This window comes from Faecalicatena faecalis, from assembly GCF_012524165.2.
Classification (GTDB): domain Bacteria; phylum Bacillota; class Clostridia; order Lachnospirales; family Lachnospiraceae; genus Faecalicatena_A; species Faecalicatena_A faecalis.
Genome location: NZ_JABACJ020000010.1, coordinates 43,141 through 61,047, shown reverse-complemented (window position 1 = coordinate 61,047; position 17,907 = coordinate 43,141). Strand labels below are relative to the sequence as shown.

Below are 17,907 nucleotides of genomic sequence, written 5' to 3'. Positions count from 1 at the left end.
GTGATATTGATGAATGATTTCTTTATGCAGACCTACATTGTCACATTACCTATCTTACTAGGCTACATCGTATGGCTCCTAAAAAGGCAGAAAATGGACAGGGATGCAAATGCAAAAGGGACAATGCTTCTCCTACGTGTGCAGTTAATCGAATATCATGATAAATATATGTCTCTTGGGTGCATTCCATCTTACGCTTATCAGAATTTCTGTGAGATGTATGAGGCTTATCACGCACTTGGGGGAAATGGTATGATTACAAAGATGTATGAAGAAATCCAGGCTTTGCATATTAGAAAGGGAACGGTGACAGATGAGGAATAAAATTAATTGGACAGTAAGAATAAAAAATAAGGCTTTCTGGGCAGCACTTATCCCGGCTGTCCTATTATTACTACAGGTGGTGGCTGCGGTCTTTGGCCGTACACTTGATTTTGGTAATCTTGGAGACAGGCTTCTTTCTGTAATAAATGCGTTATTTGCGGTGCTGGCAATTCTGGGTGTTGTGGTAGATCCGACAACAGAGGGGGTAACAGACAGCCGTCAGGCTCTTACATATAGGGAACCAAAGAGGAAAGAGGGCGAGTAATACCGTCCTCTTATTATTTTCTATTATACTAGGAGGAATAGTATTGAAATACAATTATTTTGTAAATCATACAACGATTAACTTTACATCTGGTAACGCTGGAAGGCATTATATAGTGTTGCATTATACCGGTAATATAACGGATTCTGCAAAAGCAAATGCCAATTTTTTTAAAACTGTTTATAGAGGGGCATCTGCCCATTTATTTGTAGATGATAATGATGTGTATGAAGTGGTAGCATTGGATGACACAGCGTGGGCAGTAGGGGTGGATTATGGCGGTCCTCTTTTTGGAGTATGTACTAATGAAAATTCAATTAATGTTGAGATGTGCTCTGTTAATGGGATAATCCCCCCTAAGACAGTGGATAATGCTGTAGAACTTGTTCGGGGATTAATGGAAAATTATGAAATTCCATTAGAAAGGGTGGTCAGACATTGGGATGTATGTGGTAAAAGGTGTCCTGGATGGGAGGGGTGGTTACCTGAGAGTGATACTAAATGGATAGACTTTAAAACTAGGATTAAGAGGGATGAAATAACAAATGCAAATTTGAAAGAAAGGAAGGGAACAACAATGCAGTGCTTTTATACAGTAGACGGGAAAGGTCCGGTTATTTATTTTGATGGTAAAGACTTCCACCCATTAGCGCATAAGGATGAAATGTCTGTATTAAACACAATTTATAAGGCAAACAATGGTAAGGATATGCCATGCTTTAATTGGTCAAGTAAAGCGCCCTGGTATACAAGACTTAAGGCGGCTATGAAAAGAATACAGTAAGGAAAGAAGGTGATTGGTAATAATGATGAAAAATAATACTAAACTGGGAAAAAGTTTGATGATATGTTACAATTTATATAAATAAAAGAAAGGGTGGGAAAATATGAAAAGAGTAAAGTATTTAATTGTGTTGGTATTGAGTTGTTGTCTTCTATCAGGACAGGTGGTTTTTGCAGAAGAGTTATCAGATTCGGTAGTAGATGAGGTAAAGCTGACAGATGAAACAGAAGAAGTAGGGGAACCTGAGCAAGCAGAAGTGCCAGAGGTTGATTCTGCGCAAGTTGAAGTGCCAGAGGTTGATTCTGCACAAAATGAGGTAGAGACGGAAGGGCTAAAAGAAGTGGCTCCGAGAGAAAATAACGAAATCAGCGCACAGGCAGAGAGTCCACAAATAATAGTTGATACCGATTCTATCATGCTTAGTACGTTTATTGTGCATGTAGATGAAAGATTTATAATGTCTTTTAAATTAGTAAATAAAACAAATATTTTTGATGGAACTGACTCAAAAATCATATTAGAAAACGCAGATGGAGGGGAATTTAATTTTCCTATTTATTATGATAATAGAAGCGATACATATATAGGGACAGGTTCTTTGGAAAGTTGGTCAGTAGGAGAAGAAGTAGATATTTCTGTCAAAAGCATTAATCTTTCTACTTCTACAGGTAAAAGCTGTACCATAGTTAATAGTCAGATAGAAAATATGGAAGGTGAAAATGTACAGGACTTATCAGGATTCGATTTCATATTTGTAAATAAAAAATATCCATTTAGAGATGTAGCACCTGGAGTGTGGTATCAGGGAACGGTAGATTTGGTTAATTATTTGGAAATTATGACAGGAACTAGAGAAGACAAATTTGCCCCTACGTCTGTATTAAGCCGAGCACAGTTTGCTACTATTATTTATAGAATGGAGGATTGTCCTGCAGTAGAATATAACACATCATTTAGAGATGTACCAAAAGGCCAATTTTATACAGATGCGGTAATATGGGCAAATAAAGCAGGTATAATAACTGGTTATAATAGCAGAACATTTGGTCCGGTAGATTCAATTACTCGTGAACAAATGGCAACAATGATGTATCGTTATGGGAAATATAAAGGATTCGATGTTTCCGGTCAAGCTGATTTGTCAGGTTTTCCAGATTACCAGTCCATTACGAATTATGCTAGAGATGCTATAAGTTGGGCAAATTATGAAGAAATTATTACTGGTGATGGTGGGAAAATTAATCCCCATGGAAAAGTAAGCCGGGCTGTATGCGCAACAATAATTGTAAGATTTTTAAATGCATATTTATAGTCCAGCAATAAAAGAGAAACGCTATGTTATGAAAGAAACGTTTATATCAAATGGAGGAAGATTTAGTGAAAAAAGGTATGAGAGTGTTCGTATCAAGTATACTTACTATAGGGATTCTTTTTATAAATACTATGAATACAGAAGCTTCTCAATATCCTGATGTGAAAAAGGGAAGTTGGTATTATTCATATGTAATGGATGTTTCTGACAGGGGCATTATGACTGGATATAATAATGGTAGGTTCGGGGCCACAGATCGGATGACGCGAGGGCAGTTCGCAACTATTCTTTGGAGAATGAGTGGTGCTCCAAATGTAGGATATGATGGGCGATACCCAGATGTTTCGGGCTCAGTATTTTATGCTACAGCATCAAAGTGGGCTAGTGATACAGGTGTTATAACGGGCTTTAAAAATGGTAAATTTGGTGGTAACGAAGCTATATCAAGGGAACAGGTGGCTACTATTCTTCATCGTTACACAAAAGGCGAAGCTAGTGGAAATATATGGTCGTTCCCAGATGGTGGCAGAGTATCTGAATTTGCGAGGGCGGGGATGTCCTATGCTGTGGGCAATAACATTATAACAGGAGATAAAGGATGTTTAAATCCACAAGGAAGTGTATCAAGAGCAGTAGCAGCAACGATGATATCCCGTCTTTCAATAAACACAGGGAACGGTGGAGATGGTGGCAATACAAATGGTGATAATTTGGGTGACGGGGATGTTAATAATAATATAAATGGTGGTAACACAGATGATCAGAAGCCTGAAGTTAGTGAATATGAAAAATGGGAGTTTTATGATGGTGGTGCATTAACAGAACGAAATAGATGTTTAGATGGTCTTACCTATTGTGGGGGATCAAAATATCCAGTTGTTGCACCGACCCAAGGAATTGATTGGGATAATGATATTAAGTTAGACCATATTTGGAGAAGTAAAAATACAGATGTTACAGTTTATAACTCATTTGCGCCATGGGAGGGCGATTTGGATGGTGCTGAGCCGCCAGATCAATGGGGGAGTCCGTCCTGGCAATGGAGCATAAATAATCAAGGTCTTTCATTACAAGAGTGGATAAATACCTATTTGGAATTAGAATACTATTATGAGCTGCATGATCCCTATGTAAGAGATAGTCATATACGCCTTGGTATTGATGGTGAATATGAAGGACCTAATGGAGAAGCAATTTATTTTAAACCAGGGGAGCATCCTTTTATTCATGATCAACAGATATCGGATGAAGAGGTTGCGAATCGACAATTAAAGAGCGGAAGCGGATATCCATCGGTCACTTTATCTGATGTTACAAACCCGCCTGTAGAAGGTGCTGTTTTAGTCAGAAATTTTGATGATGGTTATGTTGAAGCATATACGGGAGGATTTCTTGTTTCGTATGATATTTATGGAGGAACAGGACAATGGGCTAATTATATGCTATCTAGTATACCCGACTCAAATGGTAATGTACATGGAGGGTCGAGATTAAACTGGGCAGTAAAAAATCCATACTATTGGTAATCCACGTATTGGTATAAACCAGCTATACAAAGTGAACAAAAAAGTCCTGATTGATGATTCATTCAGGACTTTTTACTGTGATAAAATGTAATATGAAAATTCAGGATTTTTAGAAACCTAATGATTCAAAGTGTGGGATGGATTAGATTCAAGTTTAGAATAGAAATTATGAATTAAGGATTTCATAAGAATTTCCCCCAATGAGTTTTAAAATTTCTCAGATATCATGTATACTGTAGGGGAGGTGATGAAGAATGTATAATATTTTAGTTTGTGATGATGACAAGGAAATCGTAGAAGCAATCGAGATATATTTAACCCAGGAGGGCTATCATATACTCAAGGCATATGATGGTGCAGAGGCACTTAAGATTCTGGAGAAGGAGGAGGTGCACCTGCTCGTGCTGGATGTGATGATGCCAAAACTGGACGGAATCAGAGCCACCCTTAAGATTCGTGAGAATAACAGTATTCCAATTATCATTCTGTCTGCAAAATCAGAAGATGCGGATAAGATTCTGGGACTGAATGTCGGTGCAGATGATTACGTTACAAAACCATTTAATCCGTTAGAACTTGTAGCAAGGGTCAAATCTCAACTGCGCAGGTATACCCAGCTAGGCGGAACTGTGAAGGAGAAGTCAGATCAGATATATGAGGTCGGAGGCCTTACGATCAATGACGATTTAAAAGAGGTCACAGTGGACGGGGAGATTGTGAAACTGACACCGATCGAGTACAACATTTTATTATTATTAATGAAAAATCAAGGAAGAGTTTTTTCTATCGATCAAATCTATGAATCCATCTGGAATGAGAATGCAATCGGAGCGGATAATACGGTTGCTGTGCATATCCGCCATATTCGGGAGAAGATTGAGATCAATCCAAAGGAGCCCAGATATTTAAAGGTTGTCTGGGGGGTAGGTTATAAGATAGAAAAAGGCTAGAAAGGAGTTTTATGAAGAACTGGTATAAAAAGCCGGTGACCAAAGGAATTCTTCTTTTGCTTGCACATATTACAGTGGTAACTGCTGTTTTAAGTACTGTCGTGCTCATGTTTTTTTCAGGCGGTGTCTGGACCGGGCATTTCCTTGAGACCTCAGGCAAGCCTTATGAAGAATCCAAAAGCTTTAAAAACATGGTCTATGATGCTACCTGGCAGGTAATGGAAGGCATCGCCATGAAAAATAATTTTGAATCTGATGGGAAGTATAATCCAAATAAGCTTGTAGATGTGATGGACCTGGGAAGAAACGGGGAGATCACCGGAGAGAATATCAATGGTCTGGCCTATGAACTGGAGGACCTGGTCAATTGGAGCAATGAATACATTGAGGATGGTATAGATTATGACGAGGCGAATGTCGTTGTCTGTGAGCAGCCGGATGGGAAGTATTATTACTACTATATGAATGAGTTCCAATCTCTGATTCAGGAAAAGAAACTGAACATTGAAGTAGCAAATACAAGTTCCGAGAGTTTTTTGAATGAACTGGAGCGGGGAAATTACACTTCTGGATATTATGATACCCTTGCGATCAAGAATGAAAAGGGTGAAACACTCTATACAGACTGCTGGACATTTAACAATGCATTGAGGGAAAAGTATACACCTGTAGGAGCAGCGAACATCCTGGAGGTGGTGAATAAAAATCCCGCATTAAATGGAAAACTGTCACGTGTATATGGATATCTGCAGAATATTTTGACTTCCCTTGGGCCACAGGTGGATCGTTACCTCTATACTGGAGATACCTGGGAAGAGGGGAATACCAATTTCACCTATATGTATGTAGATGAAAGCACAAAGAAGGTCTATACCAATAACAGCCATTACAAGAATTATGATGATGTAAAAGAGAACCTGGACGAAATGAAGTCCAACAGCAAAGGGCGTTATCTGATTGTACGGCCGAAGCTTGCGGAATTTGAGACGAACATGGATATCTCAGCCAGTGAATGGCGAACTATGGTGAAGTCTTATAATTACAGCCAGAAAGTAGATTGTATTTTTGCTGCTGTTGTTGATACCAGATTCCCCATCCAGGATGCTTTTTATACGGATGCAAAGGAATATGATACTTATGCACCATATCTAAAATTTGCGGCAGCAGGAAGCGTTGTATGTACAGTATTATTTCTTTTGATTTTAATCTGGATGACACTGATTGCAGGAAGAAATGGCAGGGATGAAGAGATACATCTCAATGTATTTGACAGATGGAAAACAGAAATTGCAGCAGCGTTCGTGTTTCTTCTATGGATGATTCCAGTGTTTGTTGTTGGAATCAGTTGGGGAGGATCTTCAATACAGAGAATTTCTTCTTATGCTGCAGACAGCTATAATACGGCATTATATTCAGATGCTTATACAATGGCAGTTCGGGATTACCTGAACATATCGGATATGATATACATTGGAATCTTAACGGCCTATACTGTATTGTGCTTTTTGTTTGGTTATTTGAGCCTTGTACGCAGGTTAAAAGCAAAAACGGTGTGGAAGAACAGTCTGCTAAGGAGTATTTGTCTGTTCCTGAAAGAGTTCTGGAATAATCGAAATGTGACATTTAAGGCGATTCTGCTGTTAGGAGTGTTTCTCGTGGCACATTGGATGGGACTCATGTCATACGATTCCGGGATATTCCTTATTCCGATGCTGATTACAGAGGCGGGAGCTGTCTACATTGTTGTAAAAAGTGCGGTTGCAAAAAGCCGGGTGAAAAAGGGAATCAAGGAGATTGCATCAGGTAATGTAGATTATCAGATACCACTAGATTCTTTAACTGGTCAGAACCGTCAGATGGCGGAGATGGTCAATAATATCGGAAATGGATTGCAGCGGGCAGTGGAAGTCGGGATGAAGAATGAACGGCTTAAGACTGACCTGATAACCAATGTTTCTCATGATATCAAGACACCTCTGACATCGATCATCAATTATGTCGGCCTGTTAAAAAGGGAGAACTTTGAAGATCCTAAGATTCAGGGATATCTGGATGTTCTGGAGACGAAGGCCCAAAGATTGAAAACGCTGACAGAGGATGTCGTCGAGGCTTCCAAGGTCAGCAGCGGTAATATCACACTTGAGATGATGGATGTCAATCTTGTAGAGATGATCAATCAGACCGAGGGCGAATTTACAGAAAAATTTGCTGCCAAGAATCTGATAGTGGTTCAGAACCTTCCAGATGAGCCGGCAATGATCCATGTGGATGGACGCAGGATGTGGCGAGTCTTGGAGAATATCTATAACAATGCTGCTAAATATGCCATGCCGGGGACCAGAGTCTATGCGGACCTCTGGTTGGAGGAAGAGAAGGTTATCTTCTCATTAAAGAACATTTCAGAGCAGCCATTGAACATTTCAGCAGATGAACTGACAGAACGGTTCATCCGCGGGGACATCTCAAGGAGCACAGAAGGAAGTGGATTGGGATTGTCCATAGCCAAGAGCCTGACAGAAATGCAGGGTGGAGTTTTCAGACTATATTTAGACGGAGATTTGTTTAAAGCAACGATAGAGTTTCCACGTGTAGGATAAAGACGTAGGAATGACAGAGGGGCCGGACCTTTTTACAAAAGGGTCAGGCCCTTTTGCTGTCCATTTTTCAGAATGTTTAGATTATTTATGGTCTGAAATCGTAACTGTGCACAGGATACCTGTGAACAGTTACTTGAATTGCCCTGGCAGATGGACAATCTGTAACTGAATCTTGCACCATTGTTGGTTTTGCTTTACAATAGGTAGGAAGCCAGAATGAAGGATTCAAGGAGCGGTTTATGGAGACAATACAGCAATTATTAAATGAGATTTTGGATATAGATTTTATTCAGGGGATTATCAGTAATCCACGTACGAAGGATGGGATTCTGAAGATGAAGGTACGTCCGGTGGAGATGAAGGACGGGCTTTATTTTCAATGTGAATCGTTTACGAAGACGCAGGCCTTTCATGAGAATCTGAAAGCAGAGGAGGCGGCAGAACGGCTTGCGAATTCTATGTCGGAGTTCAGGCAGATGCAGCTTTCAACAAAGACAATGAATTATACGGTTCTAATCAGCAAGAAAGGAAAAGTGACGATCCAGAAGAAGCGTCAGCAGGGAGAAGTGAGGGCAGCAGAGCTTTCCCATAACCGGAGTAAGCGGTATATCCTGCAAGAGGGAATCGCAGTTCCGTTTTTACAGGATCTAGGAGTTATGACAGCGGAAGGGAAGATCGTAAAGTCCCGGTTTGATAAGTTTCGGCAGATCAACCGTTTTTTGGAGTTTATTGAAGATATCCTGCCCCAATTGGATAAGGGACGTGAATTGACCATCCTGGATTTCGGATGTGGAAAGTCTTATCTTACTTTTGCAATGTATTACTATCTTCATGAGTTGAAAAAGTATGACATCCGTGTAGTGGGGCTTGACCTGAAAAAGGATGTAATTGAGCATTGCAGCAGGCTTGCCGAGAAATATGGATATGAGAAGCTGACATTTTTGGTGGGAGATATTGCGGATTATGAAGGGGTTCAGGAAGTAGATATGGTTGTGACTCTCCATGCCTGCGATACGGCTACGGATTATGCACTGGCGAAGGCAATCGGTTGGAATGCGAAGGTAATTCTGTCTGTGCCGTGCTGTCAGCATGAGCTGAATGGGCAGATTCAGGCAAAGGAATTGGCCCCGATTATGGATTATGGCCTTTTAAAGGAACGTTTTGCAGCGTTAGTGACAGATGGACTTCGTGCAAAATATCTGGAGGCATCAGGATATGACACACAGGTATTGGAGTTCATTGACATGGAGCATACACCAAAAAATATTCTGCTTCGTGCAGTGAAGACGGGAAAAGCAGACCAGGAAGCAGGGGAGGCAGTGAAACAGTGCGAAGCTTTTCTGGGAGCGGATCCGACACTCGGGAAATTATTAGGCTTCGACCGGGAATGATACAAAGGGCTTTGGTGATATACTATTAGGGCAGATTCATAATAAAGGGGACAGATAGATGAAAAAAAAGAGGTGGATAAAGGTCGGAGTTCTGACCGGTGCTTTTTTTCTGGCACTTGTGGTCAGCAGTCTGATAACAAATAGAGGGACAGCGGATCTGACCGTTGACTTGGGCGATCCTACGTTGCCCAGGATTTCATTTTCAGTGGCAGATAAAAATGTGAATACACTTGCAGGTTTTGTGAATGATATGGACATCACTGCGATGCGGGATACGATTACTCCTGTGGAGAAGAATGGTACCTTAAAGATGAACCTGGAAAAGGATGGAAACGACATCAAAGAAGTTCATTATGAGCTGTATTCTCTGGATGGCGAAGAGATTTATGAAAAGAGTGAAGTGAAAGACTTGTCCCAGGATACGCTGACCCTGGATTTGAACAGGGCTTTGAAAGAGGATGTTTCGGAGGCTGTGCTCAAGGTGATCTTAAAACTCGATAAGAAAGAGGTATATTATTACACAAGGGTCGTTAGACCAGATGAGCTTGCAGTGAAGGAATGTCTGAAATTTGCGGAGGATTTCCATACAAAGACATTCAATAAAAAGAATGCCCAGGATCTTTTGACCTATCTTGAGCCAAATGAGGAAGGGGATAATACAACATACCAGACAGTGACCATTCATTCGGATACCGCACACGTTACATGGGGAGATTTAAAGCCGGAGGTATCCAGTGATGTAGAATGGAGCATCAAGGAGAGTAATACCGTATATACCTCTCTGCTTGCCACGTATCAGGTGACCTGTAAGGGAGATGCGGATGAGGTAGAGACTTATAATATCAAGGAATTTTTCCGGGTTCGTTTCAGCGAGGATGAGGTGTATCTGCTGGATTATAACCGGAGCATGGATCAGGTCTTTAATGGAAACAAAAAAGTATTAAATGAAAATGGTGTGTTGCTTGGAATTGCCCCATCCAATATTTTGTATGAGACAAATAACAACGGCACGATCGTATCGTTTGTACAGGAGCGGGATCTTTGGACGTATAATAAAGACGCTGATGAATTATCCCTTGTTTTTAGCTTTGCGAACAGGGAAGGCCATGACGTGAGAAGCCGTTACGACCAACATGCTGTGCGTATCATCAGCATGGAAAAGAACGGAAGCACGGCCTTTGCAGTATATGGTTACATGAACCGGGGCAATCATGAGGGTGAAGTCGGTGTTGCAATTTATTATTTTGATATTGAGAAAAATGCTGTAGAGGAAAAAGCATTCATCCCAAGCAATAAGTCATTTGCTATGGCAGAGGATGAGCTTGGTAAGATGGTATATTACAGCCATGAGAGACAGATGCTTTATGTTCTGGCAGGTGGAAAGCTGTATCAGGTAAATCTGGAGAGGGATAAGCAGGAGATTCTGGCAAAGAATCTGGAAGAGGGACAATATGCCGCTTCTGATGATGGACACCTGCTTGCTTACCAGACAAGCGGTACCTTGGAAGATGCGAAAGAAATTACGATCCTTAATCTGAAGACCGGGAAGGAGCAGAAGGTAGAGGCAGAGGAAGGGGAGTCAGTCAGACCTCTTGGATTTGTGGTCAATGACTTTATTTACGGATGCCAGCGTGCCTCGGATAAAGGGAAAACAACAGCAGGTGAGGACATCCTGCCTATGTATAAGGTGGAGATCAGGGACAGCAAGAATAAAGTGGTAAAAACTTATCATGATAAAGATGCTTATATTTCCGATATCTTTATAGAGACGAATCTGGTAACACTCAACCGGGTCGTTAAGTCCAAAGATGTGTATACAGGTACAAAGCAGGATTATATCAGCAATAATGAAGAGCGTAAGGAGAGCAACATTTTCCTGGAGTCTTATACCACGGAATTAAAAGAAAAGCAGATGAGGCTGACTTATGCGGACGGTATTTCCGACCAGTCACCGAAAATCCTAAGGCCAAAACAGGTGATGCTGGATGAACCGGTCACGATTGCATTTGACGGAAAAGTAAAGAATGACAGGTACTATGTGTATGGAATGGGCGAACTGGTAGCGATTTATGACAGAGCTTCATATGCGATTCAAAAGGCAGAAGAGGTATCAGGCGTTGTGATTTCTGCAAACCAGTCTTATATCTGGGAAAAAGGAAACCGGGATCTGGTATACTATACGGATATGGAGGCCTTCAAGAAAGCGGATGGACAGAGCTCCTTTGAAGCCTGCGAAAAGCAGATGGAAGCCTATAAGGCAAAACGAGTCAACCTGACCGGCTGCACACTGGATCAGGTACTTTATGTAATCAATAAGGGCATCCCTGTAATCGCCATGACGAGTCAGGACCATGCAATTCTCCTGACAGGATACAGTACGACAGATGTGACGTATATTGATCCCGACAGTGGGGAGGAGAATACGGTCAGTGTAAACGACATGGAAAATATGGTCGGGAAAAGTGGGAATACATTTATCGGCTATGTGAAATAAAAAGAATGAGACAGCATAAAAACAGGTGGGAAGTCCGCCGCAGAACTCTTACTGCGGCAGGCTTCCCACCTGTTTTATAGAAGGCTCTTTTCCTTTAGAGCAATCTTATTTTGAAATTATGCTGTTTTGAAAATGGCATGCTTATAACGGCTGAGTGCTGCATAAACAATCATTCCCAGGACTCCGCAGGAGATGACTTCTCCAATTCCGACCGTCAGCATCATGAACGGAATCGGCAGCGGGACCTGATATCCATAGCGCAGGACAAATGGTACGATAATTGTGTTCGCTAAGATTGGAGGCAGTGGTGCAAGGAACTTGCTCTTATTACGTAACTGCCATGTGCAAATGGCGCCGATTAAGGTTGCAAGACTTCCAAAAATAATATCCGGGAGGATACATCCGCCGAGGATATTGCTGATGATACATCCGATAAATAAACCTGGGATCGCTGCCGGAGTGAATACCGGGAGGATGGTCAGTGCTTCGGAAATACGAACCTGCACTTCTCCATAACTGAACGGTGCGAAAACAATTGTGAGCACCACATAGATCGCAGCAATCATAGCTGCCTGTGCCATAAACAGCACTTTGTTGTTTCCTGAATTCTTCATTTTTCAATTCTCCTTTAGTTTTGTTTTACGTGTGGAAGGTCTCGAACACACGATTCATTTAACGGCGGAAATCGCCGGATGCCCTTAAAGACCTTATTTTTCAGGGCTTTGGAACGGGTCTTAGTATAGCACAGTAGGTGGGGAAAATCAAGAAGAACAAAGAGATCAGAATTCGTAACTGTTCACAGGGTACCTGTGCACAGTTACCAGGATTCAAATGAATGGTATGAACATACCTAATATAATTGCGTCTTGTCCCATCAGATGGTACAATATGGATATTCGAGTCGGATACATGATATATGCATAAAAGTGAAACAAAGGAGGATGAACCTTGAAGCTTGGAATGATTGGAACGAATTTTGTCAGTGACTGGCTGGCTGAGGCGGCTAAGGCCGTACCAGATGTGGAAGTCCATGCGGTGTATTCCAGAAAGCAGAAGACTGGAGAGGCATTTGCCGGGAAGCATTGTATTTCTCATGTCTATACAGATTATGAGGAGTTCCTTAACTCTGATATTGACGCAGTGTATATTGCGACGCCTACTTATGTACATTGTCCACAGGCGATGGAAGCGATGTGCCATAAGAAGCATGTCCTCTGTGAGAAAATCATGGCGGTCAATGAGCGGGAGGCAGCAGAGATGTTTGCCTGCGCCAAGGAGAATCAGGTAGTGCTGTTGGAGGCCATGAGGCCGGATTTTGACCCTGCTCTGGATCTGGTGAAGGAATATCTGCCGAAGATCGGAAAGCTGCGCAGGGTGACGATGGAATATTGTCAGTATTCTTCCCGTTATGACCGATTCCGGGAGGGAGAGATTCTGAACGCATTCAATCCTGAGCTTTCGAATGCGGCAATCATGGATATCGGTGTTTATTGTATTCATACTTTAGTCAGGCTGCTGGGGATGCCTAAGGATGTCAAGGCATTTTCCACAAAGCTGCATAATGGTTTCGAAGGAAACGGAATTGTGTTAATGCAGTATGGGGGCTTGACTGCGGAGGCAGTATATTCTAAAATAACAGAATCCGTAAATAAAAGTATATTCGTCGGAGAAGAGGGAAGTATTCTTATAGGAAAGATTTCCATGCCTGATTCTGTGGAAATTATATATCGGGATGGAAAAAGAGAGGTGCTCCCTTATGTGCCTGCTGAGAATAATATGGTATATGAAGTACAGGAATTCGCAAGGCTTGTGAGGGAAAATCGCGTAGAACATCCTTATAAAAAGTATTCTTTAGATACTTTACGAGTGACAGATGAAGCCAGAAGACAGAATGGGATTGTATTTCAGGCGGATTCAGTGCTATAATATGGCTAATGTGCAATAAAGGATGCCCCATGGGCAAAATCTACAGTGCAGCAGCATATCCGCCCCCAGGGCATGCGCTGTGAAGGACTTTGGGTATAAAAAAGATGAAGTGAGGAGTAGTTGTTATGGACCTAGTTACAATTCGGGAATTATTTAAAAACAGTGCAGAATATCTGGACAAGAAGGTGACTGTTGGAGGATGGATCCGCAGTATCCGCGACTCCAAGACATTTGGTTTTATCGTAGTGAATGACGGTTCTTATTTTGAACCATTACAGATCGTATATCATGATAATATGGAGAATTTTGGAGAGATTTCCAAGCAGAATGTAGGGGCAGCTATCATCGTGACAGGTACACTTGTTGCGACCCCGCAGGCAAAGCAGCCATTTGAGATTCAGGCAGATGAAGTGACAGTAGAGGGAGCATCCGCGCCGGACTACCCACTGCAGAAGAAACGCCATAGTTTCGAATATCTTAGGACGATTTCTCATCTGCGTCCGAGAACAAATACATTCCAGGCAGTATTCAGAGTGCGCTCTTTGATTGCCTATGCGATTCACCAGTTCTTCCAGGAGAGAGGGTTTGTCTATGTGCACACACCGCTGATCACAGGAAGTGACTGTGAGGGTGCAGGAGAGATGTTCCGCGTGACTACTCTGGATATGGACAATGTGCCGAAGAACCCGGATGGAACGGTAGATTACAGTCAGGATTTCTTCGGGAAAGAGACGAACCTGACCGTAAGTGGACAGCTCAACGGTGAGACATTTGCACAGGCATTCAGAAGTATTTATACTTTTGGACCGACCTTCCGTGCTGAGAACTCCAATACGACACGTCATGCGGCAGAGTTCTGGATGATCGAGCCGGAGATCGCATTCGCGGACCTCAATGATAACATGGACCTGGCAGAGGATATGCTGAAATACGTGATTTCTTACGTACTTGAGAATGCTCCGGAAGAGATGAACTTCTTCAACTCTTTTGTAGACAAGGGGCTTCTGGACAGACTGCAGAATGTTGTGAACTCTGATTTTGCAAGAGTGACTTATACAGAGGCGGTAGAACTGCTTGAAAAGAATAACGATAAGTTCGAATATAAAGTAACCTGGGGAACAGATCTTCAGACCGAACATGAGAGATACCTGACAGAGGAGATCTATAAGCGTCCGGTATTTGTAACAGATTATCCGAAGGAGATCAAAGCATTCTACATGAAGATGAACGAGGATGGTAAGACCGTAGCAGCGGTAGACTGTCTGGTACCTGGAATCGGGGAGATCATTGGAGGCAGCCAGAGAGAAGATGACTATGATAAGCTGCTTGAGAGAATGAAAGAGATGAACTTAAAGGAAGAGGATTATAAGTTCTATCTGGATCTTAGAAGATATGGTTCTACAAGACATGCAGGATTTGGACTCGGATTTGAGAGATGCGTCATGTATCTGACTGGAATGTCCAACATCCGTGATGTTGTGCCATTCCCAAGAACAGTGAATAACTGTGACCTGTAAATACAGCGAACTGTGACATATTGATTGAGGACGTAACACACCTGAAAAGGGTTACGTCCTCAATTGACTTTATGCAGGATTCATACATAAAAATAGAGATGTTGGAGGACAGAATGAGATTTATCCACATAGCGGATGTGCACCTGGGAGCACAGCCGGACGCAGGAACTGCCTATAGCTCCGGGCGCGCGCAGGAGATATGGGACAGCTTTTCAAGAGTGATTTCCCTGTGCGAGGAGGAGAAGACAGATCTCTTATTGATTGCGGGGGATTTGTTCCACAGACAGCCTCTTCTGCGTGAATTAAAAGAAGTGAATTACTTATTTTCTACATTATCACATACACAGGTCGTGCTGATTGCAGGAAACCATGATTATATTAAGAAAGGCTCCTATTACCGTACCTTTCAATGGTGTGAAAATGTGCACCCTCTGTTCGGGAGCGAGATGGGATATGTCATGCTTAAGGAGTATGACCTGGCGGTGTATGGTCTGAGCTATCATACGCGGGAAATTCGTGAGGAACGATACAGTATCAAGGCGCCGTTAGCGGCGGCTCATGAGATTCTCCTGGCACACGGAGGGGATGAAAAGCATATACCGATCAGGAAAGAAATCTTGGAAAGTTCAGGGTTTGATTATATTGCTTTGGGACACATCCATAAACCTCAGGCAGTGATCAGAAATATGGCGCTCTATGCAGGAGCGCTGGAGCCAGTCGATCGGAATGATACAGGCGGGCATGGGTTCGTGCGGGGAGAAATCACAGAAAACGGGGTAAATGTCGAGTTCATCCCGTTTGCTTCACGCGAATATATCCATCTGGCACTGCGTGTGAATGAGAAGATGACAAACGGAAGTGTGAAGAATCACATTCAATCTACGATCGAGAGCCGGGGAACGCAGAATATCTACAAATTTATACTCCGTGGTTACCGGGATGCGGATGTGGAATTTGATACAGAGCATATGGACATTTATGGAAACATTCTGGAAATCGAGGATCAGACCCGGGCCGCATATAATTATGAAGAACTCTACGAGCAGAATCGGGATAATCTGATTGGAAAGTTCATCGAGCAGTTTCAAGGATATGAAGAAGACAGCATGGAATATCAGGCCCTGCAGGAAGGGGTACAGGCGTTGTTAGAGAACTGTCTGAGATAAGGCTGTCTGAGGAAGAAAGTTGGAGAACATGGTAATTAAGGAACTATATATAAAGAATTTCGGGAAATTTTCAAACCGTCAATTCCTTTTAAAAGATGGAATTCAGATTTTTTATGGTGAAAATGAATATGGGAAGTCGACGATTTATGCGTTTATCAAGGCCATGCTGTTCGGTTTGGAGCGAGGCCGCGGAAGAGCGGCTCAGAATGATGAATTCAGCCGTTATGAACCATGGGAGAATCCGAACTATTATGCAGGAGTCATGCGGTTTACGAGCGGTGGCAAGACGTTTCGGCTGGAACGCAGTTTTGACAGGTATACGAAGAGCGCGCTTTTGATCTGCGAGGATGATGGCGAAGAGTTGTCAATAGAAGATGGTGACCTGGAAATGCTCCTGGGCGGGATGACGAAAGAGTCCTTTGAAAACACAATTGCAGTCGGGCAGCTTTTGGCAAGACCGGGACAGGAATTAGCGGAAGAGTTGAAAAATTATGCGGCTAATTATTATGAGACGGGCAGCAGTACGGTCGATTTAGGAGGCGCATTGGAGACTCTGCAGAATAGAAGAAAGTCTGTGGAGCAGGAGATAAAGGGCCTGATTGACAGACAGGAAGAGAAGAAGGAAATCGTAAGGCAGGAATGCCGGTATGTGACCAATGATGCACAGCGGCTGCAGACAGAGTTGGAAGTGAATCAGGAAAAACTACAGAAGCTTCGTTTGGTTCAGAAAGAAGAATCCCAAGATAAGAAAGCAGAAGATGTGGAGAACATAAGGGGAAGAAACGTTGTTGAGGAAGCTGGTCCGGGGGCAGATACGGACAATGCAAAAAGCTGGATCGCGTTAGGGGGATTAGGAATAGCAGCAGGAATAGCGGGCCGGATATGGAGTGCATTTACCTCATCTCAGGGCGTTTTTTCAGGAGGAGCTATATCTGTGTTGGCCTGGATTTTTCTGGGAATAGGTATCCTGTTGGTATGTCTGGGAGGCATAAAGTGGCTGAGAGGCCGGAGAGATGGACGCAAGTATCAGGAACCTGTGCAGGAGAAGACTGTGGTTGAGCTAAGGCCGCAGACCCGGACTGAGCTGCAAAGGCTGGAGTGGGAAAATGACCGCATTAAAGCTGAGTTCAAGGAAAAGCAGATTCGCTTCCAGAACCTTCAGGAACAGTTGTCTGAACTGGATATGCCCGGTGGAAAGCTGAAAAGTCTGAGGACGTCTGCCCAGGCTCTTAAGCTTGCAGAGGAGAAACTGTTGGAGGCCTCCCGGAATATGACTCAGGGATTTGGAAAGCTCTTGAACAAGAAGGCCTCCCACATTTTAGAGCAGATAACACAGGGACGCTACACAAAGCTTCTGGTGGATGAGCAGTTGAATATGACCCTTTTTGAGGATGGGCGCAGGATTCCCATCGATCGTGTATCCTGTGGAACGATAGAGCAGGTGTATTTTGCACTGCGCATGGCGGCAGCAGAAATGCTCTGTGAAGATCCTCTTCCGATTATATTTGATGATGCATTCGCATTTTATGACGAAAAAAGATTAAAATCTACCTTAAAATGGTTGAGCGAACAGCAAAGACAAGTTATAATATTTACTTGTCAAAAACGTGAACAGGAAATTTTATCGCGTATCGTATAGACGGAAAAAGTCCGAT

At 42.5% G+C, this 17,907-nt stretch carries 14 protein-coding genes; 13 read left to right on the top strand and 1 reads right to left on the bottom strand.

Going from position 1 to position 17,907, the window contains the following annotated elements:
- Positions 1-9: 9 nt before the first annotated feature.
- From HGO97_RS11725 to HGO97_RS11685, 9 genes are all read left to right on the top strand, one after another.
- Positions 10-324, top strand: coding sequence for a hypothetical protein (locus HGO97_RS11725; RefSeq protein ID WP_246597421.1), 315 nt, complete (start codon positions 10-12; stop codon positions 322-324).
- A complete protein-coding gene (locus HGO97_RS11720; RefSeq protein ID WP_216241857.1) occupies positions 314-589 on the top strand; it encodes a phage holin in 276 nt (91 codons plus the stop codon). Before HGO97_RS11725 ends, HGO97_RS11720 begins: the two co-directional genes overlap by 11 nt.
- Before the next feature lie 43 nt (positions 590-632).
- A complete protein-coding gene (locus HGO97_RS11715; protein ID WP_216241855.1) occupies positions 633-1,373 on the top strand; it encodes a peptidoglycan recognition protein family protein in 741 nt (246 codons plus the stop codon).
- 103 nt (positions 1,374-1,476) lie between these two features.
- Positions 1,477-2,685, top strand: coding sequence for an S-layer homology domain-containing protein (locus HGO97_RS11710; RefSeq protein ID WP_216241853.1), 1,209 nt, complete (start codon positions 1,477-1,479; stop codon positions 2,683-2,685).
- Positions 2,686-2,735: 50 nt separating this feature from the next.
- Positions 2,736-4,211, top strand: coding sequence for an S-layer homology domain-containing protein (locus HGO97_RS11705; RefSeq protein ID WP_216241850.1), 1,476 nt, complete (start codon positions 2,736-2,738; stop codon positions 4,209-4,211).
- A gap of 254 nt (positions 4,212-4,465) precedes the next feature.
- Positions 4,466-5,161, top strand: a complete 696-nt coding sequence (locus tag HGO97_RS11700) for a response regulator transcription factor (protein ID WP_216241848.1) — start codon at positions 4,466-4,468, stop codon at positions 5,159-5,161.
- Between the two features lie 11 nt (positions 5,162-5,172).
- A complete protein-coding gene (locus HGO97_RS11695; protein ID WP_216241846.1) occupies positions 5,173-7,758 on the top strand; it encodes a sensor histidine kinase in 2,586 nt (861 codons plus the stop codon).
- 239 nt (positions 7,759-7,997) lie between these two features.
- Positions 7,998-9,149 carry a class I SAM-dependent methyltransferase gene (locus HGO97_RS11690; protein ID WP_216241844.1) on the top strand — a complete coding sequence of 384 codons (1,152 nt, stop codon included), beginning with the start codon at positions 7,998-8,000 and terminating at the stop codon, positions 9,147-9,149.
- 58 nt (positions 9,150-9,207) lie between these two features.
- Positions 9,208-11,643 carry a C39 family peptidase gene (locus tag HGO97_RS11685; protein WP_216241843.1) on the top strand — a complete coding sequence of 812 codons (2,436 nt, stop codon included), beginning with the start codon at positions 9,208-9,210 and terminating at the stop codon, positions 11,641-11,643.
- A gap of 116 nt (positions 11,644-11,759) precedes the next feature.
- Here HGO97_RS11685 and HGO97_RS11680 read toward each other — a convergent pair whose 3' ends face one another.
- On the bottom strand, positions 11,760-12,257 hold the full coding sequence (locus HGO97_RS11680) for a QueT transporter family protein (RefSeq protein WP_216241842.1): 498 nt from the start codon (positions 12,255-12,257) through the stop codon (positions 11,760-11,762).
- A 334-nt stretch (positions 12,258-12,591) separates the two neighbouring features.
- Here HGO97_RS11680 and HGO97_RS11675 point away from each other — a divergent pair, with 334 nt between their 5' ends.
- The 4 genes from HGO97_RS11675 (at position 12,592) to HGO97_RS11660 (ending at position 17,891) form a co-directional block, all read left to right on the top strand.
- Positions 12,592-13,569, top strand: coding sequence for a Gfo/Idh/MocA family protein (locus HGO97_RS11675; protein WP_246597420.1), 978 nt, complete (start codon positions 12,592-12,594; stop codon positions 13,567-13,569).
- 125 nt (positions 13,570-13,694) lie between these two features.
- Positions 13,695-15,086 carry an asparagine--tRNA ligase gene (gene asnS / locus HGO97_RS11670; RefSeq protein WP_216241840.1) on the top strand — a complete coding sequence of 464 codons (1,392 nt, stop codon included), beginning with the start codon at positions 13,695-13,697 and terminating at the stop codon, positions 15,084-15,086.
- A 113-nt stretch (positions 15,087-15,199) separates the two neighbouring features.
- Positions 15,200-16,252, top strand: a complete 1,053-nt coding sequence (locus tag HGO97_RS11665) for a metallophosphoesterase family protein (RefSeq protein ID WP_216241838.1) — start codon at positions 15,200-15,202, stop codon at positions 16,250-16,252.
- Positions 16,253-16,280: 28 nt separating this feature from the next.
- A complete protein-coding gene (locus HGO97_RS11660; protein ID WP_216241997.1) occupies positions 16,281-17,891 on the top strand; it encodes an ATP-binding protein in 1,611 nt (536 codons plus the stop codon).
- The last annotated feature ends 16 nt before the right edge of the window (positions 17,892-17,907 follow it).

What these genes read in the sequence shown, in the direction of transcription:
- HGO97_RS11725 (WP_246597421.1), top strand. Translation starts at nt 10, where the DNA reads ATGAATGATTTCTTTATGCAGACCTACATTGTCACATTACCTATCTTA.
- HGO97_RS11720 (WP_216241857.1), top strand. Translation starts at nt 314, where the DNA reads ATGAGGAATAAAATTAATTGGACAGTAAGAATAAAAAATAAGGCTTTC.
- HGO97_RS11710 (WP_216241853.1), top strand. Translation starts at nt 1,477, where the DNA reads ATGAAAAGAGTAAAGTATTTAATTGTGTTGGTATTGAGTTGTTGTCTT.
- HGO97_RS11705 (WP_216241850.1), top strand. Translation starts at nt 2,736, where the DNA reads ATGGAGGAAGATTTAGTGAAAAAAGGTATGAGAGTGTTCGTATCAAGT.
- HGO97_RS11700 (WP_216241848.1), top strand. Translation starts at nt 4,466, where the DNA reads ATGTATAATATTTTAGTTTGTGATGATGACAAGGAAATCGTAGAAGCA.
- HGO97_RS11695 (WP_216241846.1), top strand. Translation starts at nt 5,173, where the DNA reads ATGAAGAACTGGTATAAAAAGCCGGTGACCAAAGGAATTCTTCTTTTG.
- HGO97_RS11690 (WP_216241844.1), top strand. Translation starts at nt 7,998, where the DNA reads ATGGAGACAATACAGCAATTATTAAATGAGATTTTGGATATAGATTTT.
- HGO97_RS11685 (WP_216241843.1), top strand. Translation starts at nt 9,208, where the DNA reads ATGAAAAAAAAGAGGTGGATAAAGGTCGGAGTTCTGACCGGTGCTTTT.
- HGO97_RS11680 (WP_216241842.1), bottom strand. Translation starts at nt 12,257, where the DNA reads ATGAAGAATTCAGGAAACAACAAAGTGCTGTTTATGGCACAGGCAGCT.
- asnS (WP_216241840.1), top strand. Translation starts at nt 13,695, where the DNA reads ATGGACCTAGTTACAATTCGGGAATTATTTAAAAACAGTGCAGAATAT.
- HGO97_RS11665 (WP_216241838.1), top strand. Translation starts at nt 15,200, where the DNA reads ATGAGATTTATCCACATAGCGGATGTGCACCTGGGAGCACAGCCGGAC.
- HGO97_RS11660 (WP_216241997.1), top strand. Translation starts at nt 16,281, where the DNA reads ATGGTAATTAAGGAACTATATATAAAGAATTTCGGGAAATTTTCAAAC.